The organism is Mesorhizobium sp. WSM4844 (genome assembly GCF_055811775.1).
Genome location: NZ_JBVVQB010000002.1, coordinates 10,486 through 36,395, shown reverse-complemented (window position 1 = coordinate 36,395; position 25,910 = coordinate 10,486). Strand labels below are relative to the sequence as shown.

The 25,910-nt window shown below is 62.9% G+C and carries 22 protein-coding genes and 1 pseudogene; 20 read left to right on the top strand and 3 right to left on the bottom strand.

Annotation, left to right across the window (positions count from 1 at the left end; all coding sequences use genetic code 11):
- Positions 1 to 9 precede the first annotated feature (9 nt).
- The 3 genes from AC0L2A_RS02305 to AC0L2A_RS02295 all read left to right on the top strand — a co-directional run bounded on the left by AC0L2A_RS02305 (position 10) and on the right by AC0L2A_RS02295 (position 2,362).
- Positions 10 to 285 carry an AbrB/MazE/SpoVT family DNA-binding domain-containing protein gene (locus AC0L2A_RS02305; RefSeq protein WP_091593420.1) on the top strand — a complete coding sequence of 92 codons (276 nt, stop codon included), beginning with the start codon at positions 10 to 12 and terminating at the stop codon, positions 283 to 285.
- On the top strand, positions 285 to 1,322 hold the full coding sequence (gene ruvB / locus AC0L2A_RS02300; RefSeq protein WP_027152903.1) for a Holliday junction branch migration DNA helicase RuvB: 1,038 nt from the start codon (positions 285 to 287) through the stop codon (positions 1,320 to 1,322). The genes AC0L2A_RS02305 and ruvB overlap by 1 nt, the downstream gene beginning before the upstream one ends.
- Before the next feature lie 125 nt (positions 1,323 to 1,447).
- Positions 1,448 to 2,362 (top strand): metallophosphoesterase, encoded by a 915-nt coding sequence (locus AC0L2A_RS02295; RefSeq protein WP_473607344.1) that lies wholly within the window; start codon positions 1,448 to 1,450, stop codon positions 2,360 to 2,362.
- Here AC0L2A_RS02295 and AC0L2A_RS02290 read toward each other — a convergent pair.
- The gene (locus tag AC0L2A_RS02290) at positions 2,356 to 3,606 is read right to left on the bottom strand and encodes a glycoside hydrolase family 5 protein (RefSeq protein ID WP_473607343.1); all 1,251 of its coding nucleotides are present in this window, start codon (positions 3,604 to 3,606) and stop codon (positions 2,356 to 2,358) included. The two genes, AC0L2A_RS02295 and AC0L2A_RS02290, sit on opposite strands and share 7 nt — an antisense overlap.
- Positions 3,607 to 3,738: 132 nt before the next feature.
- Here AC0L2A_RS02290 and ybgC point away from each other — a divergent pair, with 132 nt between their 5' ends.
- The 10 genes from ybgC (at position 3,739) to ftsH (ending at position 14,194) form a co-directional block, all read left to right on the top strand.
- Positions 3,739 to 4,212: a tol-pal system-associated acyl-CoA thioesterase gene (ybgC, locus tag AC0L2A_RS02285; protein ID WP_023799989.1), complete on the top strand. Its 474-nt coding sequence runs from the start codon at positions 3,739 to 3,741 to the stop codon at positions 4,210 to 4,212.
- A gap of 293 nt (positions 4,213 to 4,505) precedes the next feature.
- A complete protein-coding gene (tolQ, locus tag AC0L2A_RS02280; RefSeq protein WP_091593415.1) occupies positions 4,506 to 5,216 on the top strand; it encodes a protein TolQ in 711 nt (236 codons plus the stop codon).
- Between the two features lie 9 nt (positions 5,217 to 5,225).
- Entirely contained in the window at positions 5,226 to 5,684 is a 459-nt protein-coding gene (gene tolR / locus AC0L2A_RS02275) for a protein TolR (protein ID WP_202365580.1), read from the top strand.
- 7 nt (positions 5,685 to 5,691) lie between these two features.
- On the top strand, positions 5,692 to 6,858 hold the full coding sequence (locus tag AC0L2A_RS02270) for a hypothetical protein (protein ID WP_473607342.1): 1,167 nt from the start codon (positions 5,692 to 5,694) through the stop codon (positions 6,856 to 6,858).
- Positions 6,859 to 6,890: 32 nt separating this feature from the next.
- Positions 6,891 to 8,201, top strand: coding sequence for a Tol-Pal system beta propeller repeat protein TolB (gene tolB / locus AC0L2A_RS02265; protein WP_473607341.1), 1,311 nt, complete (start codon positions 6,891 to 6,893; stop codon positions 8,199 to 8,201).
- A gap of 52 nt (positions 8,202 to 8,253) precedes the next feature.
- A complete protein-coding gene (locus AC0L2A_RS02260) occupies positions 8,254 to 8,631 on the top strand; it encodes a four helix bundle protein (protein WP_473517995.1) in 378 nt (125 codons plus the stop codon).
- 260 nt (positions 8,632 to 8,891) lie between these two features.
- On the top strand, positions 8,892 to 9,398 hold the full coding sequence (gene pal, locus AC0L2A_RS02255) for a peptidoglycan-associated lipoprotein Pal (protein WP_128177544.1): 507 nt from the start codon (positions 8,892 to 8,894) through the stop codon (positions 9,396 to 9,398).
- Between the two features lie 202 nt (positions 9,399 to 9,600).
- Positions 9,601 to 10,692 (top strand): tol-pal system protein YbgF, encoded by a 1,092-nt coding sequence (gene ybgF, locus AC0L2A_RS02250; RefSeq protein WP_473607339.1) that lies wholly within the window; start codon positions 9,601 to 9,603, stop codon positions 10,690 to 10,692.
- Between the two features lie 70 nt (positions 10,693 to 10,762).
- The gene (gene tilS, locus AC0L2A_RS02245; RefSeq protein WP_473607338.1) at positions 10,763 to 12,142 is read left to right on the top strand and encodes a tRNA lysidine(34) synthetase TilS; all 1,380 of its coding nucleotides are present in this window, start codon (positions 10,763 to 10,765) and stop codon (positions 12,140 to 12,142) included.
- Positions 12,143 to 12,265: 123 nt separating this feature from the next.
- The gene (gene ftsH, locus AC0L2A_RS02240; protein ID WP_091593402.1) at positions 12,266 to 14,194 is read left to right on the top strand and encodes an ATP-dependent zinc metalloprotease FtsH; all 1,929 of its coding nucleotides are present in this window, start codon (positions 12,266 to 12,268) and stop codon (positions 14,192 to 14,194) included.
- A gap of 287 nt (positions 14,195 to 14,481) precedes the next feature.
- Here ftsH and AC0L2A_RS02235 read toward each other — a convergent pair whose 3' ends face one another.
- Positions 14,482 to 15,147 carry a hypothetical protein gene (locus tag AC0L2A_RS02235; protein ID WP_473607337.1) on the bottom strand — a complete coding sequence of 222 codons (666 nt, stop codon included), beginning with the start codon at positions 15,145 to 15,147 and terminating at the stop codon, positions 14,482 to 14,484.
- Positions 15,148 to 15,663: 516 nt separating this feature from the next.
- Between AC0L2A_RS02235 and glmM the strand changes: the two genes are divergently transcribed.
- The 5 genes from glmM (at position 15,664) to serA (ending at position 22,160) form a co-directional block, all read left to right on the top strand.
- Positions 15,664 to 17,016 carry a phosphoglucosamine mutase gene (gene glmM, locus AC0L2A_RS02230; RefSeq protein WP_091593398.1) on the top strand — a complete coding sequence of 451 codons (1,353 nt, stop codon included), beginning with the start codon at positions 15,664 to 15,666 and terminating at the stop codon, positions 17,014 to 17,016.
- Positions 17,017 to 17,240: 224 nt separating this feature from the next.
- Complete coding sequence (locus AC0L2A_RS02225; RefSeq protein ID WP_473607336.1) at positions 17,241 to 18,086, top strand: outer membrane protein; 846 nt, start codon at positions 17,241 to 17,243, stop codon at positions 18,084 to 18,086.
- Positions 18,087 to 18,277: 191 nt separating this feature from the next.
- Positions 18,278 to 19,024 (top strand): outer membrane protein, encoded by a 747-nt coding sequence (locus AC0L2A_RS02220; RefSeq protein WP_473607335.1) that lies wholly within the window; start codon positions 18,278 to 18,280, stop codon positions 19,022 to 19,024.
- A gap of 188 nt (positions 19,025 to 19,212) precedes the next feature.
- On the top strand, positions 19,213 to 20,388 hold the full coding sequence (locus AC0L2A_RS02215; protein WP_091593393.1) for a phosphoserine transaminase: 1,176 nt from the start codon (positions 19,213 to 19,215) through the stop codon (positions 20,386 to 20,388).
- 173 nt (positions 20,389 to 20,561) lie between these two features.
- The gene (gene serA, locus AC0L2A_RS02210) at positions 20,562 to 22,160 is read left to right on the top strand and encodes a phosphoglycerate dehydrogenase (RefSeq protein ID WP_031255292.1); all 1,599 of its coding nucleotides are present in this window, start codon (positions 20,562 to 20,564) and stop codon (positions 22,158 to 22,160) included.
- A gap of 103 nt (positions 22,161 to 22,263) precedes the next feature.
- Here serA and AC0L2A_RS02205 read toward each other — a convergent pair whose 3' ends face one another.
- Positions 22,264 to 23,154 carry a DMT family transporter gene (locus AC0L2A_RS02205; protein ID WP_473607333.1) on the bottom strand — a complete coding sequence of 297 codons (891 nt, stop codon included), beginning with the start codon at positions 23,152 to 23,154 and terminating at the stop codon, positions 22,264 to 22,266.
- 314 nt (positions 23,155 to 23,468) lie between these two features.
- Here AC0L2A_RS02205 and AC0L2A_RS02200 point away from each other — a divergent pair, with 314 nt between their 5' ends.
- Both AC0L2A_RS02200 and AC0L2A_RS02195 read left to right on the top strand, forming a co-directional pair.
- On the top strand, positions 23,469 to 24,767 hold the full coding sequence (locus AC0L2A_RS02200; RefSeq protein ID WP_473607332.1) for an adenylosuccinate synthase: 1,299 nt from the start codon (positions 23,469 to 23,471) through the stop codon (positions 24,765 to 24,767).
- A gap of 74 nt (positions 24,768 to 24,841) precedes the next feature.
- Positions 24,842 to 25,910: pseudogene (locus tag AC0L2A_RS02195) on the top strand (hypothetical protein); the annotation flags it as partial.

The following is a 25,910-nucleotide window of genomic DNA, read 5'->3' as shown; positions in this document are numbered from 1 at the left end:
AACAAGAGCATGGGCAGATATGCGGGCTTGACCTCCAGGGGGCAGCTTACGATTCCAAAGAAAGTCCGGGACGCGTTGTCGCTCAAGGCGGGCGATACGGTTGCGTGGACGGTCATGGACGGTCTTCTGATAGGAACGCCGCGCAATCTTAGATTTGCCGACCTTGCCGGATTTCTGGGCAATCCGCCCGGCGGGCCTGCCACGCTGGAGGAAATCGACGCCGCGCTAGGGGATGCCGTCGGTCGCCACGCCGCCGGCGATCGCGATGGAAGTGGGCGCGCCTGATGAGCCTTTCGCCACGCCTCATTGCTCCCGACAAGCGCGGCGAGGACGCCGAGCAGACCTTGCGTCCGCAGACGCTCGGCGATTTTGTCGGCCAGGCGGCGGTGCGGGCCAATCTCAAAGTGTTCATCGAGGCCGCCAAGGGCCGCAGCGAGGCGCTCGACCATGTGCTGTTCGTTGGCCCGCCCGGCCTCGGCAAGACGACGCTGGCGCAGATCATGGCACGCGAGCTCGGCGTCAATTTCCGCTCGACCTCCGGTCCGGTCATCGCCAAGGCCGGCGATCTCGCAGCACTGCTCACCAATCTCGAAGACCGCGACGTGCTGTTCATCGACGAGATCCACCGGCTCAACCCGGCGGTCGAGGAAATACTCTATCCGGCGATGGAGGATTTCCAGCTCGACCTGATCATCGGCGAAGGGCCGGCGGCGCGCTCGGTCAAGATCGATCTTGCCCGCTTCACCCTGGTCGCCGCCACCACCCGGCTCGGCCTTTTGACCAATCCGCTGCGCGACCGTTTCGGCATTCCGGTCCGCCTCAATTTCTACTCGGTCGAGGAACTGGAGCAGATCGTGCGGCGCGGCGCCCGCATCCTTGCCATGCCGCTCGGTGACGATGGCGCGCTGGAGATCGCTCGGCGCGCGCGCGGCACGCCGCGCATCGCCGGCCGGCTGTTGCGCCGCGTGCGTGATTTTGCCTCCGTCGCCGGCGACGGTCACGTCGACCGCCAGATCGCCGACGAGGCGCTGACGCGGCTCGAGGTCGATGCGCTCGGCCTCGACGCGCTCGACCGCCGCTATCTCTCGATGATCGCGAGGAATTTTGGCGGCGGGCCGGTCGGCATCGAGACCATCGCGGCAGGGCTTTCCGAGCCGCGCGACGCCATCGAGGACATCATCGAGCCCTATCTGATCCAGCAGGGTTTTATTCAGCGCACGCCGCGCGGCCGCGTGCTGACTGCCAATGCCTGGCGGCATCTTGGCCTCGATGCGCCGAAGGACCTTGCGCAGCAGCAGATCAGCCTGTTCCAGGAAGAGTAGCCGCGCGGCCTTGCGGCTCCATTCCTGCGCAAAATCTCCTAATCCTAGTCAGCTTGCCGGCGCATTTGCGGGCTCTAACGCTTCGCTGTGGGGACCGTCGGTTCCACGAGTGACGGGGTTGAGCAATGATCACCAGACGCGGCTTCCTGCGACTCATCGGCGGTTCCTTTTTATCTGCCGTGTCGCTCAGTGCTTATGCGGTTGGCCTCGAGCCGATGTTGCTGACGCATGTAAAGCGCTATTCAGTGGCCCCGCCAAACTGGCCTGCAGGATTGCGGCTTCGCGTCGTCGCTCTCGCCGATATTCATGCCTGTCGGCCATGGATGACGCCGGAGCGGATCAGGTCGCTTGCCGAACGGGCGAACAGCCTGCAGCCGGATCTGATTGTCCTGCTTGGCGACTATGCAGCCGGCACACGCCTGGTTACCGACTGGGTGGGCTCCTCCGAATGGGCGCCGGCCTTGTCAGGCCTGAAGGCGCCACTCGGCGTGTGGTCCATCCTTGGCAATCACGACTGGTGGGAGGACCTTTCCGCGCAGAAGGCCGGGTTGGGGCCGACGGTGGCGCGCCGGGCGCTCGAGAGCGCCGGCATACCGGTCCTGGAAAACGATGTGGTGCGCCTGGAAAAAGACGGGCATGGCTTCTGGGTCGCCGGACTTGCCGACCAACTTGCGCTGCGGCCGGGCAAGGCCTGGGGCCGCAGCAGGTTCAAAGGACTGGACGATCTGCACGGCACGCTGGCAAAGGTAAGCGACAAGGCTCCTGTTATCCTGCTGGCACATGAGCCGGACATTTTCCCGAAGGTGCCGCCACGGGTATCGTTGACCCTTTCGGGTCATACCCATGGCGGACAGGTGCGGTTGCTCGGCTATTCTCCGGTCGTGCCGTCCCGCTTCGGCAACCGTTTTGCCTATGGCCATGTCGTGGAGGAGAACCGCAACCTGATCGTCTCCGGAGGTCTCGGTTTCAGCATCCTGCCGGTGCGTTTTGGGATGCGCCCAGAGATTCTCTCGATCGAATTGGGTTCGGCGCTTCAATGAAGTGACCTGATCGCATCCATCACATCCGGCTCGACCTTGTCGCCGTCGAAAGCGTCGACGATGCCGAAGGCGCCGCCATGGCTCCAGACCGACCATGCGAAGCCATGGCCTTCAGCGCGCGCGATCATGTCCCTGACATAAGCGGCACGGTATTCGGCCGGCATCACGTAGGCATTGCCGTATTCCTGGCGGATCATGCCGAATTCGCCGAGCGTGATGTTCTCCGGTTTGATGCCGTTGGCCTTTGCCCAGGCCTCGACCCTGGTGAACGGCGCATCCATCGTCTCGCGCAGCTCCTCGTCGGTGTCCAGGCTGGCGACCTGCTCGTCGAGATAGGCAAGCAGGCCGCTCTGGCGCGCCCATGGCGCTTCGGCCTTGATCCTTGCGCGGATCGTATCGAGCGCAGCATCCAGCTGGGCGCGCGGGACGGCGCTGAGCGGATAGGGCAGGCCGGTGACATAGGGGATGAAGTCGCCGGCCCAGGTCGCGCCCTGATGGGTCAGCAGGAACGGCTCGTAGGAGTGAAAGGTCCAGATGATGTTGTCGTCGGGGATCGCCTTCGGATCGATCTTTGCCAGCGATACCGCATTGGAATAGCAGGCGCCGGTCAGAATCAGGGTGAGCCTGGTGGCTGACGAACGCGCCGCCGCGAACAGTTTCTGCTGGCGCTCCGGCCACAGGCCGGTGCCGTCGGCGTCGCAGTCGATGACCGGCTCGTTCATCGGCTCGAAAGCGACTTGGCGCGGATCCTCATTGGCCAGCGTGCGCGCCATCTTGCGCACCATTTCGACATAGGCGTCGAACATTTGTGGATCGTCCATCACCTCGCCCATGCCGATCTTGCGGCTGCTGCCGCTGGGGATCAGGTGCATGTCGACGATCACCTTCAAGCCGGCGCGATTGATCATGCGCACCGAGGCCAGCACGCTGGCATAGAGCTCGTCGCGCAGCGTCAGCGTCTCGCCGGACAGGAACGGCGACGGATCGACGGGCATGCGCAGGAAATCGAAGCCGGCGCTCTTCAGCGCCTTGAGGTCGTCGTCGTTGAGGAATTTGCGCCATTCCGGATAGGGCAGGATTGCCCGCCGGTCGCCCCATTTGTCCTCGCCCGGCCATGTCGTCCATTGGTCGAGATTGAGGCCGCGCTTCATCGAAAAACTTGCCGCCTGGCCCGGCAGCACCAGCGCGGCCAGCACAAGCAGCGCCGCCACCAAGGTCTTGATCATCGCCGTCAACAGTGCCATCGGGTTCATGCGCCAAGTTAATGCGTGTCGCCCAAAACTGTGTAGCGGTTTTGGGACAACGACGCGCCCGCAAACACCACCTGAAGCGCGTCGCGCTTTAGGTGCCCGGCCAGGCCAAAAAAGGAAAGCGCGATGGACGATCATGGTGAATCGGCGGCGCTCTGCGCCGGGCTTTCCGGCGCGCTGACCGAATTCGGCCACCGGCTGATGGCGCGGGTCTACTATGCCGACACCGATTTCTCCGGCGTCGTCTATCACGCGCGCTATCTCGAATTCTTCGAGCGCGGCCGTTCCGATTATCTCAGGCTTGCCGGCGTCCACCACACCGAGCTTGCCGACGGCAAGCACGGCGAAAGAATAATCTGGGTGGTGCGGCGCATGGAGATTGACTTTCGCGGCTCCGCCCGCATGGACGATGTCTTGACCATCGAGACGCGCACCGAGGACATTTCGGGCGCCCGCATCTTTATGGCGCAGCAGCTGAAGCGCGGCGGCGAGGTGCTGGTCGAGGCGCGGGTCGAGGCGGCGATCATCGGCGAGAACGGCCGGCCAAGGCGCTTTCCGAAGGAATGGATCGCAACCTTCATGCCCAAGACAAATCGATAGTTCAAATCGGCAAGTTACCGATCCCAATGATCCGCTGACGATGCCAGGCGGCTCGCCCAAGGCGCGGCAATGCGCCGCGCTGTGCGTCCTAACCCATCCTTAACCATAACAGTTCATGAAGAGAGTGGTGAAGATTGGAGGAATCCAGCGCCTTCCTTTCACCAAGATTTGCCCTGAAAAGGCCGCCTACGGTGCATTTTGGGGTTATTCCGCAAGCTTTGCGCGAACGGATTACAAGGGATGCCTATGGGCCAGCCGCCAGCCGTGCCCGGAAAATTCTTAAGGACGTAACCATGGAAAATATCGCACTCGCCGAACCGGGCGCGCATTTGTCGATTTGGGCGCTGTTCACGCAGGCCGGCTGGGTGGTCAAGCTGGTCATGATCGGGCTGCTCTGCGCCTCGATCTGGACCTGGGCGATCATCGTCGACAAGCTCGTCGCCTATGGCCGCATGCGGCTCGCGCTCAATCGCTTCGAACAGGTGTTCTGGTCCGGGCAGTCGCTGGAAGAACTCTACCGCACGCTCGCCGACCGCAAGACGTCAGGCATGGGCGCCATCTTCGTCGCTGCCATGCGCGAATGGAAGAAGAGTTTCGAGAAGGGGGCGAAATCGCCGCTTGGCCTGCAGACCCGCATCGACAAGGCGATGGACCTGGCGCTGACCCGCGAAATGGAAAAACTGGAAGGACGGCTTGGCTTTCTCGCCACCACCGGCTCGGCGGCGCCGTTCATCGGCCTGTTCGGCACCGTGATCGGCATCATGACCTCGTTCCAGGCGATCGCGGCATCCAAGAATACCAGCCTGTCGGTGGTCGCACCCGGCATTGCCGAGGCGCTGCTGGCCACGGCAATAGGCCTGCTGGCGGCTATTCCCGCCGTCATCGCCTACAACAAGCTGTCGTCGGACGCGAGCAAGATCGCCGTGCGCATGGAAGGGTTCGCGGACGAGTTCTCCGCCATACTCTCGCGCCAAATCGATGAAAAAGTCGCGCAGAAGGCCTGAGGAACAATCATGGGAATGTCTGTAGGCGCGGGTGGCGGGGGACGCGGTGGTCGCGGCCACAGGCGGCGCGGCCGCCATCACGCCATGATATCGGAAATCAACGTCACGCCGATGGTCGACGTGATGCTGGTGCTGTTGATCATCTTCATGGTCGCCGCGCCACTACTGACGGTCGGCGTGCCGGTCGACCTGCCGGAGACGAAGGCCAAGGCAATGAACGCCGATACCCAGCCGATCACGATTACGATCGACGGCACGGGCAAGATTTTCCTGCAGGAGACCGAAATTCCGCAGGAAGAGCTGGTCGCCAAGCTGCAGGCGATTTCCAAGACCGGCTACGAAGAGCGCCTCTTCATCCGCGGCGACAAGACTACCAACTATGGCGCCGCGATGGAAGTGATGGGACTCATCCAGGACGCCGGCTACAAGAACATCGCGCTGCTTTCACTGCCGAAACAGGATCAGTAGACGCTAGATGAGAACCGGCCTCACCACATCGGTGATCTTGCATGCGGTCGCGATCGGCTTCGGCCTGTTCACGCTGTCGGCGCCGGCGGCGTTGCCGGCGTCCGATGCCGAGTCGCTGGCGGTCGAGATCGTGCCGATGGAAGCGATCGCGCAGCTACAGCAAGGCGACAAGAAAGCTGCGGTGAGCGAAAAGCCGGCGCCATTGCCGACCCAGCGCCCGGACATCGTGGCCGACGCGAAGACGGTCGGCGACGCCAGCGTCGATACCGACAAGCCGCCGACGCCGGATCCCAAGCCACAGCCCGTCGACAAGGCTGAGGCGCCGCCGCCGGCGCCGACGCCAAAAGAGAAGCCGAAGCCCGAGGACGTGCCGAAGCCGAAGGAGCAGCCGAAGCCTGTTCCGGCGACGGAGGTCGCACCGGCGCCGCAGCCGAAGGAAGAGGTCAAGCCGGAGCCGGTCAAGCAGGCGGAGGCAAAACCGACACCGGCCAAGGAGCCGGCGCCGACGCCGCCGCAGGACAAGACCGCCGCCATCGATCCGAAGCCTGAGGTCAAGCCGGACGCCGTCGCCGAAGCGATTGCCAAGGAACCGCCACCCGAGGAGACGCAGCTTCCGGACTCGGCGCCCGCCCCGCAGGCGCGGCCGAAGCCGCAGCCGGCCCAGGCCGAAAGCGCCAAGGCGCCGGAGCGCAAGGACGCCGACAAGCCGGTCAAGGAAGCCTCGTCCAAGCCGAAATCGGAAGACAAGCAGTTCAACGCCGACGAGATTTCGGCGCTGCTCGACAAGCGCAAGCCATCCGGCGGCGGCGCCAAGCGTTCGACCCAGCAGGCGTCGCTCGGCGGCGACAAGAATCAGGGCACAAAGCTCTCTCAAAGCGAGTTGGATGGGCTGCGTGAACAGATAAGGCGTTGCTGGAACGTGCCTACTGGCATGCTCGACGGCGAGAGTCTGAAAGTATCCATCAAAATGAAGCTGACCCAATCCGGGGAGGTCGACGGGGCTCCGGAAGTCGTGACCGGTGGCGGCAGTTCCATGATCGAGCGTGTCGCCACCGAAGCAGCGCGGCGCGCGGTACTGCGCTGTGCGCCCTACAATCTTCCCACCGCCAAGTTCGACGGCGAACTGGGATGGAACGAGGTCAAGGTCAATTTTGACCCAAGCGAAATGTACTGAACCCGCCGACAGTACCAGACGAGGCTGAACGTATGAAGAAATTCCTGACGGCGCTCATGATGATCGGAGCCATTGCTACCGGTTTGACTGGGCTCGCTACAGTACCGGCAAGCGCACTGGTCGAACTTGATCTGACCAAAGGCAACATCGAGCCGCTGCCGATCGCCATAACAGATTTCCAGGGTGGCGACGCGTTGGGCGCGGAGATCTCGAAGATCGTCAGCTCAGATCTGAAACGCTCCGGCCTGTTCGCGCCGATCGACAAGAGCGCCTTCATCGAAAAGATCGCCAATCCGGATGCCGCGCCCCGCTTCGAGGACTGGAAGGTGATCAACGCCCAGGCGCTGGTCACCGGCAGCGTCAGCAAGGAGGCCGATGGTCGCGTCCGTGCCCAATACAGGTTGTGGGATACGTTTGCCGGCCAGCAATTGTCGGGCGAGCAGTTCTTCGCCAACGACGCCAACACGAGGCGCGTCGCCCACATCATCGCCGACGCCATCTATGAGCGGCTGACCGGCGAGAAGGGCTATTTCGACACGCGCGTCGTCTTCATCGACGAATCGGGCGCAAAGAACGCTCGCAAGAAGCGCCTCGCCATCATGGACCAGGACGGCGCCAATATCCGCTATTTGTCGGATGGCAGGTCGATCGTGCTGACTCCCCGTTTCTCGCCGAGCCGGCAGGAAATCACCTACATGTCGTATGAAAGCGGCCAGCCGAAGGTCTATCTGCTGCAGATCGAGACCGGACAGCGCGAACTGGTCGGCGACTTTCCCGGCATGACCTTTGCGCCGCGCTTCTCGCCCGACGGCCAGAAGGTGATCATGAGCCTGCTGCGCGAAGACGGCAATTCCAATATCTTCGCCATGGATTTGAGAAGCCGCTCGACGACCAGGCTCACCAATTCGACGGCCATCGACACCTCGCCGTCCTATTCGCCGGATGGCAGCAAGGTGGTGTTCACCTCCGACCGCGGCGGCCGCGCGCAGATCTATGTGATGGGCGCCGACGGTTCTGGCCAGACCCGCATCTCCTTCGGCGACGGCGTCTATTCGACGCCGGTATGGTCGCCGCGCGGCGACCTCATCGCCTTCACCAAGCAGACCGCCGGCGAGTTCCAGATCGGCGTCATGCGCGTCGACGGTTCGGGTGAGCGCATCCTTTCAACCGGCTTCCAGCAGGAGGGCCCGACCTGGGCGCCCAACGGCCGGGTGCTGATGTTCTTCCGCGATTCTGCCGGCGGCCCGAAACTCGTTTCGGTCGATCTCACCGGCCGCAACGAACAGCCGATCCCGACCGCGAATTTTGCTTCGGACCCGGCCTGGTCGCCGCTGCTGGAATAGGCAGGAAGGGGAATTGAGGAATTGAGGAATTGACGAGTTGAAGAACTGAAGGATGGAGAAGGCAGCGGCCTACATCGAGCACGCGAGGGATTTGGAAGTCTATAAGCGTGCCTATGCAGTTTCCCTTGGGGTACACAGAGCCACGCTTGCTTTTCCGAAAATGGAGCAATACGCGCTCGCCGATCAACTACGTCGTTCCAGCAAGGCGATCTGCGCCAATTTGGCTGAGGGTTTTGCCAAACAGACCCGCTCCAAGCCCGAATTCGCACGGTTCATTTCGATGGCGATAGGGTCATGCAGTGAAGTGGAGACGTGGATTTCGTATGCGTTCGATCTGGAGTATATCACCCAGGCGCAACGCGACGAGTGGTTGCAATCCTATGCCCGCATCTACGGAATGCTGGTCAATCTCAGAGAGAAGCTGAGGTGACCTCTTTCCTCAATTCCTCAATTCCTCAATTCCTCAATTCTTCAATTCTTCAATTCCAATTTTCCACGGCTTGGTCGCGTTTCAGCCGCATTTCTGCCTACGGTCCGCGCGCATTGTTGCCTCCTCGGATTCCCCTTGGGCAAAACGGCTGTGGACGGCAGCCGAAACCAAATTTTAACCGTGTTTCTTGAACGCCGGTTAACCCAAACGTGGTTACTGGACGATCAACGAAATCACTCGAATTGCGAAGGAGAGGCGGCATGGGCCGTATCGCAGCACTTACCAGAAACCCGGCGATGATCGCGCTGGTGGCATTGCTCGCCATCGCCGGCTGCGCCTCGAAGAAGAACCTGAACAGCGCCGCCGATCTCGGTCTCAGCGGCGCCGGGGCGGCAACGCCCGGATCGGCCCAGGATTTTACCGTCAACATCGGCGACCGCATCTTCTTCGACACGGATTCGTCCTCGATCCGCGCCGACGCGCAGACGACGCTTTCGCGACAGGCGCAATGGCTGAACCAGTACAGGCAGTATGCCATCGTCATCGAAGGCCATGCCGACGAGCGCGGCACGCGCGAATACAATCTGGCGCTCGGCGCCCGCCGCGCCGCCGCCACCCGCGACTTCCTCGTCGCCAGGGGTGTTTCCGGCCAGCGCCTGAAGACCATTTCCTACGGCAAGGAGCGTCCGGTCGCGGTTTGCGACGACATCTCCTGCTGGTCGCAGAACCGCCGCGCCGTCACCACGATCAGCGGCGCCGGTTCCTGATCGGCAATTTTCCGATCGGCAGAAATGCAACACCTACGTGCGAAAGGCGGCTGCGGCCGCCTTTTTCATGTCCGGCGCCCGGATGTGGGACTTGAAACAAAATTTGGCCGAAGTCCTGCGTCCTTGGTAATAACCGAGGCGCCTGACGGTCCACTCCGATCGGAAGGCATGCAACAGGCAAACAATCCACGGCGAGAGGCACATGCATTTCAGATCGGTCTTGAGCGGCACGCTTGCGCTGCTGCTCGTATCAAGCGTCGCTGCACTGGCTGGCAGTACGGCGGCAGTAGGCAATGAGCAAGGCACAGAAAAAAGCGGTTTTTCCTTCCGCCTGCCAACGCTCGGCATTTTCGGTGACAAAAAGAAACCGGATCAGGTGCAATATGCACAGGATGGCACCGGATCTACCGCGCTGCAGGAACAGCTCCGGCAAATGAACGGCAAGATCGAGGAGCTCAACTTCCAGGTGCTGCAGATGCAGGAGCAGATCCGCAAGCAGCAGGAAGACAACGAGTTCCGTTTCCAGCAGCTGGAAGGCGGCTCGCAAGGCGCGCAGCAGCCACGCGAACAGAAGAAGTCGGACGCCACCACCGACACCGACCGCAGCGTCGCCGAGGCTCCGGCGACGCAGCCGCCGGCCGATGCCGGCACACCGCCCGCCGGCGGCCAGGAGGTGATCGTCGAATCACCGACAGGCGAACCCGGCGCGGTGATCCAGGGCACGCCGCCGAAGACGTTCGGCACCATCACCGTCGACAAGAACGGCAATGTGATCGAGGGCAACGCGCGGGCACATGCACCGGCGCAGAACACCGCCCCCGTCCCCGGCGACCAAGCCCCCGGCGACCAGGCTGCCGGCGACCAGGCCGGCAAGTCCGACGATACGGTGGTCGCAGCGCTGCCTGCCACCGACGACCCGGAGGAGCTTTACCGCAATTCCTATCAGTTCATCCTATCGGGCGACTACGGCACTGCCGAACAGGGTTTTCGCGACCACATCGCCCGCTTCCCCAAGGACGCCAAGACGGCGGACGCGCATTACTGGCTGGGTGAGTCGCTGCTCGGCCAGCAGAAGTACCGCGACGCGGCCGAGACTTTCCTCGCCGCCAGCAAGGACTATCCGAAGGCCAAGAAGGCTCCTGACATGCTGCTGAAGCTCGGTGTGTCGCTGGTCGGATTGAACCAGCGCGACGTGGCCTGCGCCACTTTCGGCGAGATCGGCAAGCGCTATCCGAACGTTTCCGGCACGCTCAAGGAACGCGTCAAGCAGGAAAGGGCGCTCGCGGCGTGTTAGTTTTTCTCCTGCACGTCGTTGCCCCAAGACTTGTTGCCCCAGATCCGGGGCCACTTTTGGGCGACATGCATTGACGCCCGAAACCGAGCCTGACCGTTCGGTTTTTTCGCAGATCGACTTTACCAGCGGCGCTGTTGCGGCCGTGTCCGGCGGCAGCGACTCGACCGCCCTCCTCCTTCTCCTCAAAGATCACCTCGACCGTACCGCGCCGGCAACGAAATTGCTGGCTGTGACCATCGATCACGCTCTGCGGCCGGGCTCGGCAGCGGAAGCGCAGGCCGTGGCCAGGCTTTGCGCCGGGCGCGGCATTGCCCACCGCATCCTGGTCTGGTCCGGACGCAAGCCGTCGACCGGTCTGCCGGCTGCCGCGCGAGAGGCACGCTACCGGCTGCTGGCCGAGGCGGCTCAGGCGGAAGGTATCGGCTTGATCCTGACCGGCCACACGGCCGACGACCAGGCCGAGACGGTGCTGATGCGGCAAGCTCGCCAGGAGGGGGCGCGAGAGCCAGAGCGAGGTCTAGCCGGCATGTCACCGGCCACCCTCTATGACTGGCGGATCTGGATCGCACGGCCGCTTCTCGGAACACGGCGTGCGGCGCTGCGCGAAGTCCTGCGGCGCGCGAATGTCGGCTGGGCCGAAGACCCGACCAATGAAGACGAGGCTTTCGAGAGGCCGCGTATCCGCGCAGCGCTTGCCGACCGCAATGGTGCGCGGGAAGAGGCGTTGGCGTTGGCCGCGCGGGCTGCGGTAGAGCGCGAGCAGCTTGGCCATCGCGCCGCCGCGCTGATCCGTGGCTTTGCCAGCAGGCCCGCAGCCGGCCTTGTCCGTCTCGATCCGGGCTTTGCGACAGCCGTCGACGAGGCGGCGGCCGTATACGCGCTGCGCATCCTGCTGGCGACTGTCGGCGGCGTTGCGTTTCTGCCCGGTCAGGCTCGCAGCGAGGCGCTGCTCAACCGGCTGAGGCCCGGATCTCCTGGCACAACCCCAATTTTGGCTGCCCCGTTTTGCGCTACTTTGTCGCGGACGGTGGTCGATGCGCGGCGTGCCGGCATCTTCCTGCGTCGCGAAACCCGCAACCTGCCGCCCGCTGCGCCTGCCGTGAACAATGCCCTCTGGGACGGTCGCCGGAGGATCACATTGGGCGACGAGCCGGATGCATTTTTGATCGCGCCGCTCGGCGCGGCTGGTGCCGCAAGACTGGCGATTGCCGAAAACGGCACGCAGCCAAGCCTTGTCCGCGCGGCTCTGGCGGCCGAGCCGGTGCTGTGGCGCGCAAGCGAATATCCTGGCGACAGCCCGGTCTTGCCAGGAATGGCGGTATGCCCGGTCGTCGCGCCCTTTGCCCGCTTCCTGCCGTACTTCGACTTGGCGCCGGCCGGAACTGTCGCCGCGCTGATCGGTGCGCCGCGACTTCCTGCCTCGCCTTTCGGCGGCCACACTGCAGGTTGATCATGGGCGAAAGCTTAACCGCGACATGCTGTTCTGCTTGGCAATGAAGGGCGCCATCCCTATGTTAGACCCAAGTTTCCTCTCACGACGCGTGTCCGCTGGCGGACACCAACGGGACAATTGATGAATCCGAATTATCGCAATCTCGCGCTCTGGGCGATCATAGCGGTCCTGCTCATCGCTCTCTTCAATCTGTTCCAGACGCCGCAGACGCGCGGAGCAGCGAGTGACGTCCCCTATTCGCAGTTCCTGCAGGACGTCGCGGCCGGCCGGGTCAAGACGGTGACCATCGCGGGCGCCCGCATCTCGGGCACCTATACCGACACCTCTACCGGCTTCCAGACCTATTCGCCGGGTGATCCATCGCTGGTTTCGAGACTCCAGGACAAGAACGTCACCATCAACGCGCGCCCCGAATCCGACGGTTCCAATTCGCTGTTCAGCTATCTCATCTCCTGGCTGCCGATGATCCTCATCCTTGGCGTCTGGATATTCTTCATGCGCCAGATGCAGTCCGGCTCCGGCCGCGCCATGGGCTTCGGCAAGTCGAAGGCCAAGCTTTTGACTGAAGCGCATGGCCGCGTCACCTTCCAGGATGTCGCCGGCGTCGACGAAGCCAAGCAGGATTTGGAAGAGATTGTCGAATTCCTGCGTGATCCGCAGAAGTTCCAGCGGCTTGGCGGCAAGATTCCGCGCGGCGTGCTGCTCGTCGGCCCTCCCGGGACCGGCAAAACGCTGCTTGCCCGTTCGGTCGCCGGTGAGGCCAACGTTCCGTTCTTCACCATTTCCGGCTCGGACTTTGTCGAGATGTTCGTCGGCGTTGGCGCTAGCCGCGTCCGCGACATGTTCGACCAGGCCAAGAAGAATGCGCCCTGCATCATCTTCATCGACGAAATCGACGCGGTCGGCCGCCATCGCGGCGCCGGCCTCGGCGGCGGCAACGACGAGCGCGAGCAGACGCTGAACCAGTTGCTGGTCGAAATGGACGGCTTCGAATCCAACGAAAGCATCATCCTGATCGCTGCCACCAACCGGCCGGACGTACTCGATCCGGCGCTGCTCAGGCCCGGCCGTTTCGACCGCCAGGTGGTGGTGCCGAACCCCGACATCGTCGGCCGCGAGAAGATCCTGAAGGTGCATGTGCGCAACGTCCCGCTGGCCCCCAATGTCGACCTCAAGGTGATCGCGCGCGGCACGCCGGGGTTTTCCGGCGCCGACCTGATGAACCTCGTCAACGAATCCGCCCTGATGGCGGCGCGGCGCAACAAGCGCCTTGTCACCATGGCCGAGTTCGAGGACGCCAAGGACAAGATCATGATGGGCGCCGAGCGCCGCTCGTCGGCGATGACCCAGGCCGAGAAGGAACTCACCGCCTATCACGAGGCCGGTCACGCCATCCTGGCGCTGAACGTGCCGTCGGCCGATCCGCTGCACAAGGCGACCATCATCCCGCGCGGCCGGGCGCTTGGCATGGTCATGCAGTTGCCGGAAGGCGACCGCTATTCGATGAGCTACAAATACATGATCTCGCGCCTCGCCATCATGATGGGTGGCCGCGTCGCCGAGGAGTTCAAGTTCGGCAAGGAGAACATCACCTCGGGCGCCTCCTCGGACATCGAGCAGGCAACCAAGCTGGCGCGCGCCATGGTCACGCGCTGGGGTTTTTCCGACAAGCTTGGCCACGTCGCTTATGGCGACAACCAGGAGGAAGTGTTCCTCGGCCATTCGGTGGCGCGCACGCAGAACGTATCGGAAGAGACGGCGCAGATCATCGACGCCGAAGTGCGCCGGCTGATCGACGAGGCCTATTCGACGGCGAAATCCATCCTGACCAAGAAGAAAAAGGAATGGATCGCGCTGGCGGAGGGGCTTTTGGAATATGAGACGCTGTCCGGCGACGAGATCAAGCAGCTGATCGCCGGCCACAAGCCGGCACGCGATCTCGGCGACGACACGCCGCCGAGCCGGGGCTCGGCCGTGCCGAAGTCCGGCAGCCGCCGCAAGAAGGGCCCGGAGCCCGAAGGCGGCATGGAGCCTCAGCCGTCAAGTTAGGGCTCGGCTCAGAAGATTGATTTCGAAAACGCCGCGGCCTGGACCGCGGCGTTTCTGTTTGAAGTTGGAGAGGGCTGCCGGAGTTGTCCGCGGCCTTGCACGCGCAGTTGGCGATTGGCGAAAGCCGGCATGGCGGCTAATCTCCCCCACTTGGGCCCACGACGGGGGGATTGGCAGCGTCGATGCTGCTCCTCGCAACGCAGGTAGCCTCTTGGAAAGTCGGCCAACAAAAAGGCCCGCGAAGCTTGCGGTTCGCGGGCCTTGCTATCTTCGAATGTTGATGCCGATCAGCTCTTCAGCGCGGCATTGCACAGGCTGTAGAAGCCGCCACCGGTCTGGATCCATTTGAGGCCGCCCAGCGTCCCGGCCCCCTTGTTGGCGTGGTACTGGTCGCGGCAGGTGTACATGCGGGCCTTGGCCGGAGTTTCGCTGCTATATTTGTCCGAGATCGCCTTCGGAAACGTCACTCCCTGGGGAGCGGTCACGGTCGGCTTTTTCGGCTGGCTGGTGAGGCTTGCCTGATCGGCTGCCGGCTTGGTGTCGTCGTCGAAGGCACTGGCACCGCACTGGCTCATGCGGAAGTCGTTCCACTTCATGCCGTTCAGCGTGTTGCCGGTCTTGGCCGCCCGATATTTGGCGCCGCACTCCGCCCTGCTGAGGCCGCTGCCTGCATTGGCAGTTGCCGCTGCCTTGGTCGTCGCTGCGGCGGCCGCATCGGGCGTTGCAGCGCTGGTGCTGTTCGCCTTGGCTGGTGTGGCGTCGGTTGCGGCGGCGACGGTGGCGCATTCTGCCTTGCGGAACTGGTTCCAGTTCTGCCCGCCAAGTGTTCCGGCGTCCTTTGCCGCGTTATACTTGGTGCTGCATTCAGCCATGGTCAGCGCATTGGCGGGCGCTGCCAGGAATAAAGTCACGACGGCAAGACCCGTCAAAGTTGCAAGTCGATGGATAAGCATGTGTCTTCTCCCTCTGATGTTCACGTTATGTACCAATCAAGCAATAGCACTCAACGAATGGTTGCGCCAGAGGCCAAATGGCGTAAAACCCTTCGGAAAGTGCATTATTTTGGATGAACTTGTTGCCAGCTCCTGCCCCCAGGCAATTTCCTGGGCGCATATGCACGGAAAACTTGTATAGAGCGGACCACTCTCCGGGAACTGCCTCGCATGACGGGCCGAGCGGGTCGGCCAGTGCGGCGGACCTGACTGCCCGGTCCAGAGCGACACGATTTGTGGGTTCCGAATTCAATGCCTATCGACTGACACTTGAAAGAATTCAGATGCGGTCTGAAGTCGCTGAAAGCTGCTGCTGCAACCAGGGCAGGCAAAATCACAGCACTGACGTGACACAAAACACACAAGACAACAGTTTTCTAAGGAATGGTGCCCTATAATCATGAATTGTGATGATAGGGCTCGGGCCAATGTGTGGCATGACGTGCCGGCAAATGAACCATCGGGAAGCTGACTAGCATGGCAGGAAGTTATTTCGGAACGGACGGCATTCGCGGCCGCGCCAATAGATTTCCAATGACGGCGGAGATCGCCATGAGGGTCGGCATGGCCGCCGGCCTTTCGTTCCAGCGCGGCAACCATCGTCACCGCGTCGTGCTCGGCAAGGACACCAGACTTTCCGGCTACATGATCGAGAATGCGATGGTGTCGGGCCTGTGCGCCGCCGGCATGGATGTGTTCCTGCTCGGCCCGATTCCGACGCCCGCGGTCGCCATGCTGGTGCGCTCATTGCGCGCCGACATCGGCGTGATGATCTCGGCCTCGCACAATCCTTACTACGACAACGGCATCAAGCTGTTCGGTCCCGATGGCTACAAGCTTTCCGACGAGATCGAGGAGCGCATCGAGGGCATGCTCGACAAGGATATCGAACTGGCGCTCGCCGACTCGGACGGGCTCGGCCGCGCCAAGCGCGTCGACGGCGTTCATGACCGCTATATCGAATTTGCCAAGCGCACGCTGCCGCGGTCGATGTCGCTGTCGGGCCTCCGCATCGTCGTCGATTGCGCCAATGGCGCCGCCTACAAGGTGGCGCCCGAGGCGCTGTGGGAACTCGGCGCCGAAGTTGTCGCCATCAACGTCGAGCCCAACGGCTTCAACATCAACAAGGAGTGTGGCTCGACCCATCCGGCCGGCCTGCAGAAGAAGGTGCATGAAGTGCGCGCCGATATCGGCATTGCGCTCGACGGCGACGCCGACCGCGTCGTCATCGTCGACGAGAACGGCGCGATCGTCGATGGCGACCAGATCATGGCGCTGATCGCCGAGTCCTGGCATCAGAGCGGACGGCTGGCCGGCGGTGGCGTCGTCTCGACGGTGATGTCCAATCTCGGCCTCGAACGCTTCCTCGGCGACATGAACCTGCAGTTGCACCGCACCAAGGTCGGCGACCGCTATGTCGTCGAGCACATGCGTGCGCACGGCCTGAATGTCGGCGGCGAACAGTCGGGCCACATCGTGCTGTCCGATTTTTCCACCACTGGCGACGGCCTCGTCTCGGCGCTTCAGGTGCTCGCCTGCATCAAGCGGCAGAACCGACCGGTCAGCGAATTGTCGAAGAAGTTCGCGCCGGTGCCGCAATTGCTGAAGAACGTTCATATTTCCGGCGGCAAACCGCTCGAGGAAGCTTTGGTCAAGGCGGCGATCGAAGATGGACGCCACCGCCTGGGCCAGGCTGGCCGCCTGGTCATCCGGCCGTCCGGCACGGAACCGCTCATCCGCGTCATGGCGGAAGGCGACGATCAGCAACTGGTCGAGGCCGTCGTCAACGACATCGTCGAGGTCATTTCGGAAACCCGCAGCGCCGCCTGATCCCCCAGTTTTTGCCAGGTGAAAAGCCCGCCCTCCGGCGGGCTTTTTCGTGTGTCCGCACGCCAAATCGTTGGCGGACAACGCGAAAATCCTGAAAGATTTAGAGATTCATGGTTAAGCGATAGGGTTAAACGGCTTTTAACTTTTCCAATTCATTATCCACGACTGAAACCAATCAGATTCGGACGCGTTCGCTGTGCCGAGGGTTCTCAGGGGTGACAAGCATGTTCAATACAGCAAGAATGGGCCTCTTTGCCGCGCTGCTCGCGGGCGTGGCCGGACCAGTGTTCGCCGCCGACTTCGTCGAGCCGCCCGTGGTCGAGCCGGCCCCGCCGCCGCCCGTCTACGAGCAGCCGGTCGAATATGGCGGCTGGTACATTCGCGGCGACATCGACTACCACTGGTCGAAGTTCCGCGGCGGCGACTACATCACTTATAGCGCGGTCGCGCCGCAGAATCCCGGCCGCTTCGACAGCGGCGAGCTGGAGGGCGCCTTCTCGGCCGGCGCCGGCGTCGGTTACCAGATCAACCGGCACTTCCGCACCGACCTGACCGCGGACTGGATGAGCAAATCCGATTTCCGCGGCTCGACCAGCGGCTTCTGCGGCATCAATCAGACGCCTTGCACTTCGACCGACCACTCATCCTATACGGCGCTGCTGCTCCTGGCCAATGCCTATGTCGATATCGGCACCTGGCACGGCGTCACGCCTTATGTCGGCGCCGGCATTGGCGGCGCCTGGGTCAAATGGGACACGCTGCACAACAATGACATCGACGGCGAGTTCGAGCATCATGGCGGCAAGGGCTGGCGCTTTGCCTATGCGGCCATGGCGGGCGCCTCCTACTGCCTGACCGATCGCGTCAAGCTCGATCTCGGCTACCGCTTCAGCCATATCGAGGGCGGCAAGATGTTCGACTACGCTTCAGACAGCAATGTCGGTCCTGGCCGTGACAAGGGCATCAATGTGCACGAAGTGCGCGGCGGCCTGCGCTACCAGTTCGGCAACTCGGACTGCGCCCAGCCGGAGCCGATCGCCTACGAACCCGAACCGGTTTACACCAAGTAATCGCTTCGAGAAGAGGTTTGCGGACCGCCCGGCAGAAGCCGGGCGGTTTTTTTCGTTGTGGCGGCAACGCGCATCAAAATCAATTCGCTAACGCCTTGTTATCCTTAACCGCCACTTAACCACTATGGTTAACAATGCCCTGAAACGGCGCTCGCGATCGCGAATGGCGCCACCTTCGGGAGCCGGGGATCATGACAGTCAAATCGCGCATAGCACTGGCGCTTGCAGCAATCGCCCTGACGCCGTTGTCGCAGGCGCTTGGCGCCGACTACGATCCGCCGATCTATGTCGACCAGGCGCCGGACTATGTGCCGGTCGAAGTCGGTTCGGGCTGGTATCTGCGCGGCGATGTCGCCTATCTGCCGGAAGAGAGCTACAGGAATGTGGACTTCGCTTTCACGCCGGCAAGCTATGAGGAGAGCGAGGATCCGGTTTTTGCCAGTATCGGCTTCGGTTATCATCTAAACGACTACCTTCGAGCCGAAGTGAATCTCGGCTATCTGCCCGGCAACAAGATTGACGTCAGATTTAACAACGGAATTGTTGCCGCTTCCGCGAATGTGGAAAACTCCGCCTGGACAGGGATGGTAAACGGCTATGTCGACTTGGGAACCTATGTCGGCTTCACGCCCTATGTCGGCGCAGGCGTCGGCCTTTATCGAAGCAAACGCAGCTTTTCGGCGAGCTTTGTCAACGCTCTAAACCCGGCAAGCAACTTCGATCTGCGTGACGACAAAACGCAGTATTCTTTTGCTTATTCACTAAATGCCGGTGTTGCGTACCAGGTTTCCAAGAATATCTCGGTTGATTTAGGCTACCAGTACCTGTCGGCGCCGGATGCCGAATATGCCACCCTGGCTGACTTGGATGACTCTCCAATCCGCAAAGGGATCGACTCCCATCAGATCAAGGTCGGGCTGCGCTACGATCTCTGGTAGGCACGGCGAAAGCCTTGGGAATGCCGGCGGCGGACTTTGGTCCGCCGTTCTGTTTTGTGCGGGGGACGCAACCAGTATCCCGTCAGCGACAAAAACTTTCCTCTTGACGCCGGAAGCCTGAACGCATATCGCCGTCTGTGGGCCACCCCTCCCCAACGAGGGGCCACTATCTGGAAGGATAGACCACGATGACGATCCATACGAAGCCCGGACTGCGCCCGGCAAATCCCAATTTTTCCTCAGGTCCCTGTGCAAAACGCCCCGGCTGGTCAGTCGAGGCGCTGGCCAATGCCGCGCTCGGACGCTCGCACCGCGCCAAGATCGGCAAGACCAAGCTCGAACAGGCGATCGAGCTGACGCGGGAAATTCTCCAAATTCCGGCGGATTATCGCATCGGCATCGTGCCGGCGTCGGACACCGGCGCGGTCGAGATGGCGCTGTGGTCGCTGCTCGGCGAACGCGGCGTCGACATGGTCGCCTGGGAGAGTTTCGGTTCCGGCTGGGTCACCGATGTGGTCAAGCAGCTGAAGCTCGCCGACGTGCGCAGGATCGAAGCCGGCTACGGTGCGTTGCCGGATCTGACAAAAATCGACTTCGACCGCGACGTGGTCTTCACCTGGAACGGCACGACCTCAGGCGTGCGCGTGCCGAACGGCGATTTCATCCCGGCCGCCCGCAAGGGCCTGACCATCTGCGACGCCACGTCGGCGGCCTTTGCGCAAGAGCTCGATTTTGGCAAGCTCGACGTCGTCACCTTCTCCTGGCAGAAGGTGCTGGGCGGCGAAGGTGCGCATGGCATGCTGATCCTCAGCCCGCGCGCCGTCGAGCGGCTGGAAAGCTACAAGCCTGGCTGGCCGCTGCCGAAAATCTTTCGCCTCACCTCGGGCGGCAAGCTCATCGAAGGCATTTTCAAGGGCGAAACCATCAACACGCCGTCGATGCTGTGCGTCGAGGATTATCTCGACGCGCTGCGTTGGGCGAAGTCGATCGGCGGTCTCGACGCATTGATTGCCCGCGCTGACGCCAACGCCGCAATTATCGACGGTTTCGTCGGTAAATCCGCATGGCTCGGCCATCTGGCCACCGATCCGGCGACGCGATCGAACACGTCCGTCTGCCTTTCCTTCACCGACCCGGACGTCGCCGCGCTCGATGCCGACGGACAAGCGGCGTTCGCCAAGGGCATCGTCTCGGCGCTCGACAAGGAAGGCGTCGCCTACGATATCGGCGCCTATCGCGATGCGCCGCCGGGCCTGCGCATCTGGTGCGGCGCGACCGTCGAGACTTCCGACCTCGAAGCGCTGCTGCCGTGGCTCGACTGGGCCTTTGCCGCGCAAAAGGCGTCGCTCAAGGCGGCCGCCTGATCCTCGAGGGAAGGGTGGCCGGAAGGGCCAGGTGGGGGCGCCTCCACCAACTCAACGATCCGCATTGCAGGAAGAAAAGATTTTGGCCGCGTCCGGCCGCAACGACCCCACCCCGGCGCTTCGCGCCGACCCTCCCGTCAGGGGAGGGGCGCCAATCGCAAAGGATGAAGCCCATGCCCCGCGTTCTCGTCTCAGACAAACTCTCCACCACCGCCGTGCAGATCTTCAGGGATCGCGGCATCGAGGTCGACTACCTGCCCGATCTCGGCAAGGACAAGGAAAAGCTGCTCGAAGTGATCGGCCAGTATGACGGCCTCGCCATCCGTTCGGCGACCAAAGTCACCGAAAAGCTGATCGACGCCGCCACAAGGCTCAAGGTGGTCGGCCGCGCCGGCATCGGCGTCGACAATGTCGACATCCCGGCGGCGAGCCGCAAGGGCATCATCGTGATGAACACGCCCTTCGGCAATTCGATCACCACCGCCGAGCATGCCGTCGCCATGATCTTCGCGCTGGCCCGACAGATACCGGAAGCCAATGCCTCGACCCATGCCGGCAAGTGGGAAAAGAACCGCTTCATGGGCACCGAGATCACCGGCAAGACGCTGGGCATCATCGGCTGCGGCAATATCGGCTCGATCGTCGCTACGCGCGGCGTTGGCCTGAAGATGCACGTCATCGCCTTCGATCCGTTCCTGTCGGACAGTCGCGCCGAGGAGCTCGGCGTCGAGAAGGTGGAACTCGACGAGCTGTTCGCCCGCGCCGATTTCATCACCTTGCACACGCCCTTGACCGACAAGACGCGCAACATCATCGACGCTTCGGCGATCGCCAAAATGAAGACCGGCGTGCGCATCATCAACTGCGCCCGTGGCGGGCTGATCGTCGAGGCCGACCTGATCGCGGCGTTGAAAAGCGGCAAGGTGGCAGGCGCCGGCATCGACGTGTTCGAGGTCGAGCCGGCGGAGAAAAGCGAGCTGTTCGGCATGGAGAATGTGGTGGCGACGCCGCATCTCGGCGCATCGACGATGGAGGCGCAGGAGAATGTCGCTCTGCAGGTCGCCGAGCAGATGGCCGACTACCTGATCAAGGGCGCCGTTTCCAACGCCATCAACATGCCCTCGATCACCGCCGAGGAAGCGCCGCGCCTAAAACCCTTCGTCAAGCTGGCCGAAGTGCTCGGCGCCTTTGTCGGCCAGGTCACCGAGGATCCGATCAAGGAGGTCGAGATCCTGTTCGACGGCTCGACCGCGACGATGAACACGCGCGCGCTGATCAGCGCCACACTTGCCGGGCTGATCCGGCCGCAGGTCTCCGACGTCAACATGGTTTCGGCGCCGATCATGGTCAAGGAGCGCGGCATCATCGTCGCCGAGGTCAAGCGCGACAAATCGGGCGTGTTCGACGGCTATATCAAGCTGACGGTCAAGACCGAGCACAAGACGCGTGCGATCGCCGGCACCTGCTTCTCGGACGGCAAGCCGCGCTTCATCCAGATCAAGGGCATCAACCTCGACGCCGAGGTCGGTCAGCACATGCTGTACACGACGAATGCCGACGCGCCCGGCATCATCGGCCTGCTCGGCACGGTCTGCGGCGAGAACGGCGTCAACATCGCCAACTTCCAGCTTGGCCGAAACCGGCCTGGCGGCGATGCCATTGCCCTGCTCTATCTCGATGCGCCGTTCCCGGAGAAGGTGCTGGAGCAGGTGCGGGCGCACAAGTCGATCGACTCCGCCAAGCGGCTGCATTTCGACGTCGGTGTGGCCTGAATCATGCGCGAGCGCCCCGCGGGCTTTACAAGCCCACGGGGCGTTTCGACAATGGCCCGAATTTCGACAGAGTCCATTCACGGCCCGTTACAGGATCGGGCTGTCAAATCGCCATTTTCCGTCCGCTGTATTCGGCCAGGCTGATGCCGCCGAGCACCAGCGCGAGGGCCACGCCCTGATAGAGCTGGAATGTCTCACCGACGATCAGCACCGACAGCAGCGTGCCGAAGATCGGCACCAGGTTGATGAATAGGCCGGCCCGGTTCGCGCCGATCAGTTCGATGCCCCTGATATAAAAAATCTGCGAGACGACCGAAGCGCCGATCGCAGTGTAGAACGCTATCGCCCAGCCACGCGCATCGGGGACGATGACCTTGCCGGCAGCCACCTCCCAGAGGAAGAAAGGCAGCGAGGTCACCAGTGCGGCAATCGACAGCGCCAGCATCAGGCTTTGCCAGCGTATGGCCGGCTTCAGCCGCAACCCGACCGAGTAGAAGCTGTAGCAAAGCACCGCGATCAGCATGATGGCGTCGCCGAAGTTGAGGTCCAGCTTGAGAAGCTGGCGCAGATCGCCGTGGCTGGCGGTCAGGGCGACGCCGATGATCGTCAGCACGACACCGGCGATCTGCACCCGGTTCACACGCAGGCGAAACAGCACGAAATTGGCGAGGATGATGACGACCGGGATTGCCGCCTGCTCGATCGAGACGTTGATCGCCGTCGTGTAGTTGAGCGCCGTGTAGAAGATCGCGTTGAAAAAGGTGAAGCCGCAAGCGCCGAGCCCGCCAAGCAGCAACCAATGCCTGCGCACCACCGGCCAGTCCTCGCGCAGCGTTCGCCAGCCGATCGGCAGCATGATCAGAACGGCCAGGACCCAGCGCAGGAAGACCAGCGTCATCGGCGAAATATGGTCGACTGCCAGCTTGCCGGCCACGGAGTTGCCGCCCCACAGCAAGGTGGTGAACAGCAGGAACAGATAGGCGGTTCGATGCATCGCGAAATTCCAGCCGGGGTGGGCAGGGTCATTGCCGACCTATTGTGGTGGTTCGCCCAAGTAAATGATGTCAAAGGCGAAAATTGTTGTGCCTGAGGGCGCTTTCGGCGGCAAAGAATGGTCGCGCTCGCCGGGTGTTGACGTTATAGAACGACGTACGTCCACCTGGACGCGCAAAAGTACGAGTCTCAAGGCTTTGAACGTTCGCGTCGTGCTTTCCGAAAATCGATTCCGATTTTCTGGCCGATGCGATAGAAGCCTGTCGTTTCGAACCATTCAAGCCGCTCGGAGCGGCGCCTCAAGGGAAAAGAAACATGGCCAATGTGGTGGTCGTCGGCTCGCAATGGGGCGACGAGGGCAAAGGCAAGATCGTCGACTGGCTGTCGGAACGTGCCGACGTCGTCGTGCGCTTCCAGGGCGGCCACAATGCCGGCCATACGCTGGTCGTCGACGGCAAGGTCTACAAGCTGTCGCTGCTGCCGTCCGGCGTGGTGCGGCAAGGCAAGCTGTCCATCATCGGAAATGGCGTCGTCTTCGATCCGCATGCCTTCGTAGCCGAGGTGACGAAATTGAAGGCGCAAGGAGTCGAGGTGACGCCGGAGCGCCTGAAAATAGCCGAAAACACCGCGCTTATCCTGTCCCTGCACCGGGAGCTGGACGGATTCCGCGAAGACGCCGCCTCCAATTCGGGAACGAAAATCGGCACGACCCGTCGCGGCATCGGCCCCGCTTATGAGGATAAGGTGGGCCGGCGCGCAGTCAGGGTGATGGATTTGGCGGATTTGGAAACGCTGCCCTTGAAGGTCGACAGGCTGCTGACGCATCACAATGCGCTGCGCCGCGGGCTCGGCCACTCCGAAGTCACGCATGACGCAATCATGAGTGAGCTGATTTCGGTCGCCGACGAGATCCTGCCCTATATGGACCGCGTCTGGAAGATCCTCGACGACAAGCGCCGTGCCGGCGAACGCATCCTGTTCGAGGGCGCGCAGGGCACGCTGCTCGACATCGACCACGGCACCTATCCGTTCGTCACCTCGTCCAACACGGTGGCTGGCCAAGCGGCCGCCGGGTCCGGCGTCGGCCCGGGTGCCATCGGTTATGTGCTCGGCATCACCAAGGCCTATACGACGCGTGTCGGCGAAGGTCCGTTCCCGACCGAACAGAAGAACGAGATCGGCGAGTTCCTGGGCACGCGCGGCCACGAGTTCGGCGTCGTCACCGGCCGCAAGCGCCGCTGCGGCTGGTTCGATGCCGTGCTGGTTCGCCAAGCCGTCGCCGTAAACGGCATCAAGGGCATCGCCCTGACCAAGCTCGACGTGCTCGACGGGCTGGACGAGATCAAGGTCTGCACCGGCTACCGCCTCGATGGCGAGGCGATCGACTATCTGCCGGCCAGCCAGGGTGCGCAGGCGCGCGTCGAACCCGTCTACGAGACGCTGGAGGGCTGGAAAGGCACCAGCGCCGGCGCCAGAAGCTGGAACGATCTGCCGGCCCAGGCAGTCAAATATGTCCGTCACATCGAGGAACTGATCGGCGCGCCGGTCGCACTCCTTTCCACCAGCCCTGAACGGGACGACACAATACTTGTGACCGATCCGTTTCAAGACTAGATTCCAAGCTGTTCCGGGCATCGCGGCCGATTTGCGGGGGCCGGCCCAGAAACGAAATGCAGGTCGACTGAAGCATGGCAGATTTTGTTGGTGCTCTGAAAAAGACGCTCGACGGCCTTGGCAATCCGACGCCGGAGATACGCGCCAGGGTCTATGACAAGGCCCGTTCGACAATCGCGGACAAGCTTGCGAAGAACATACCGCCGCTGGCGCCGTCGGTCGTTGCCCAGCATAAGCGCACTCTGGAAGATGCCATCGCCATCGTCGAGCGGGGCTACGCCAAGCCTGCGCCGGTATCCGATCCGCTGTCGGAGTTGGAAGACATTTTCTCCTCCATCGACCGCAACAAGAACCAACCCAGCCATGTCCGCCAGCCGGCGAAGGCCGAGCCGGCATGGCAACCGGCCAAGACCGAGCCGGAATGGCAGCCGGCACCTGCCGCCAAAGCGGGGCTGAATTGGCAAAAACCGCCTCCAGAGGACACCGATGCGGAGCCTTCGGACGCGGATCTTCCAGCGGCGTACGAGGGCAGCGATAGCTTTAGAGACGATGTCTTCCCCAACGACGAGGAGCCGGCGCCGGACACTTTTCAGCATCCTGCCGAGCGCAGGCGCAGCTATGGCGGGCTGATCGCCGCTGTCGTCGCCTTGCTCGTCATCGCGGGCGGCGGCTACGGCATCTGGCTGAACAAAGACGCGTTCAGCAACATGCTGGGTCTCAACAGCACGACGGTCGCAACCGTAGAACCGCTGGTGAAGCCGAGCCCGGCCGAGCGGCCGGCTGCCGATGCTGCGGCAAGGGCCCCGGCCGCAGCGGCTCCAGCCGATGCCGAGGGCACAAAGTTCACCCAGCGGCTGACACCGGAGGGCGGTGAGGTCGATCCCGGCCCCGCTTCAGGACAGGGCGGCATCGGAGAGGGCGAATCCGTCGCAGCACTGACCACGCCGCCGCCGGCCGCACCTGCGCCTGCAGCGCCGGCCGGTGATCCGCCAGCCACGACTGTGCCCGCAACGCCGGGTGCGGCCCCCGCAACACCGCCTGCCGACGGCGCGCCGCCGGCGCCGGCGGCGCCGCCCGATAGCGCCGCCCCGCCGGCCGCGCGGGCCCGGGGTGGCGCGCCGGGGGCGGCACCGCCCGCCGCGC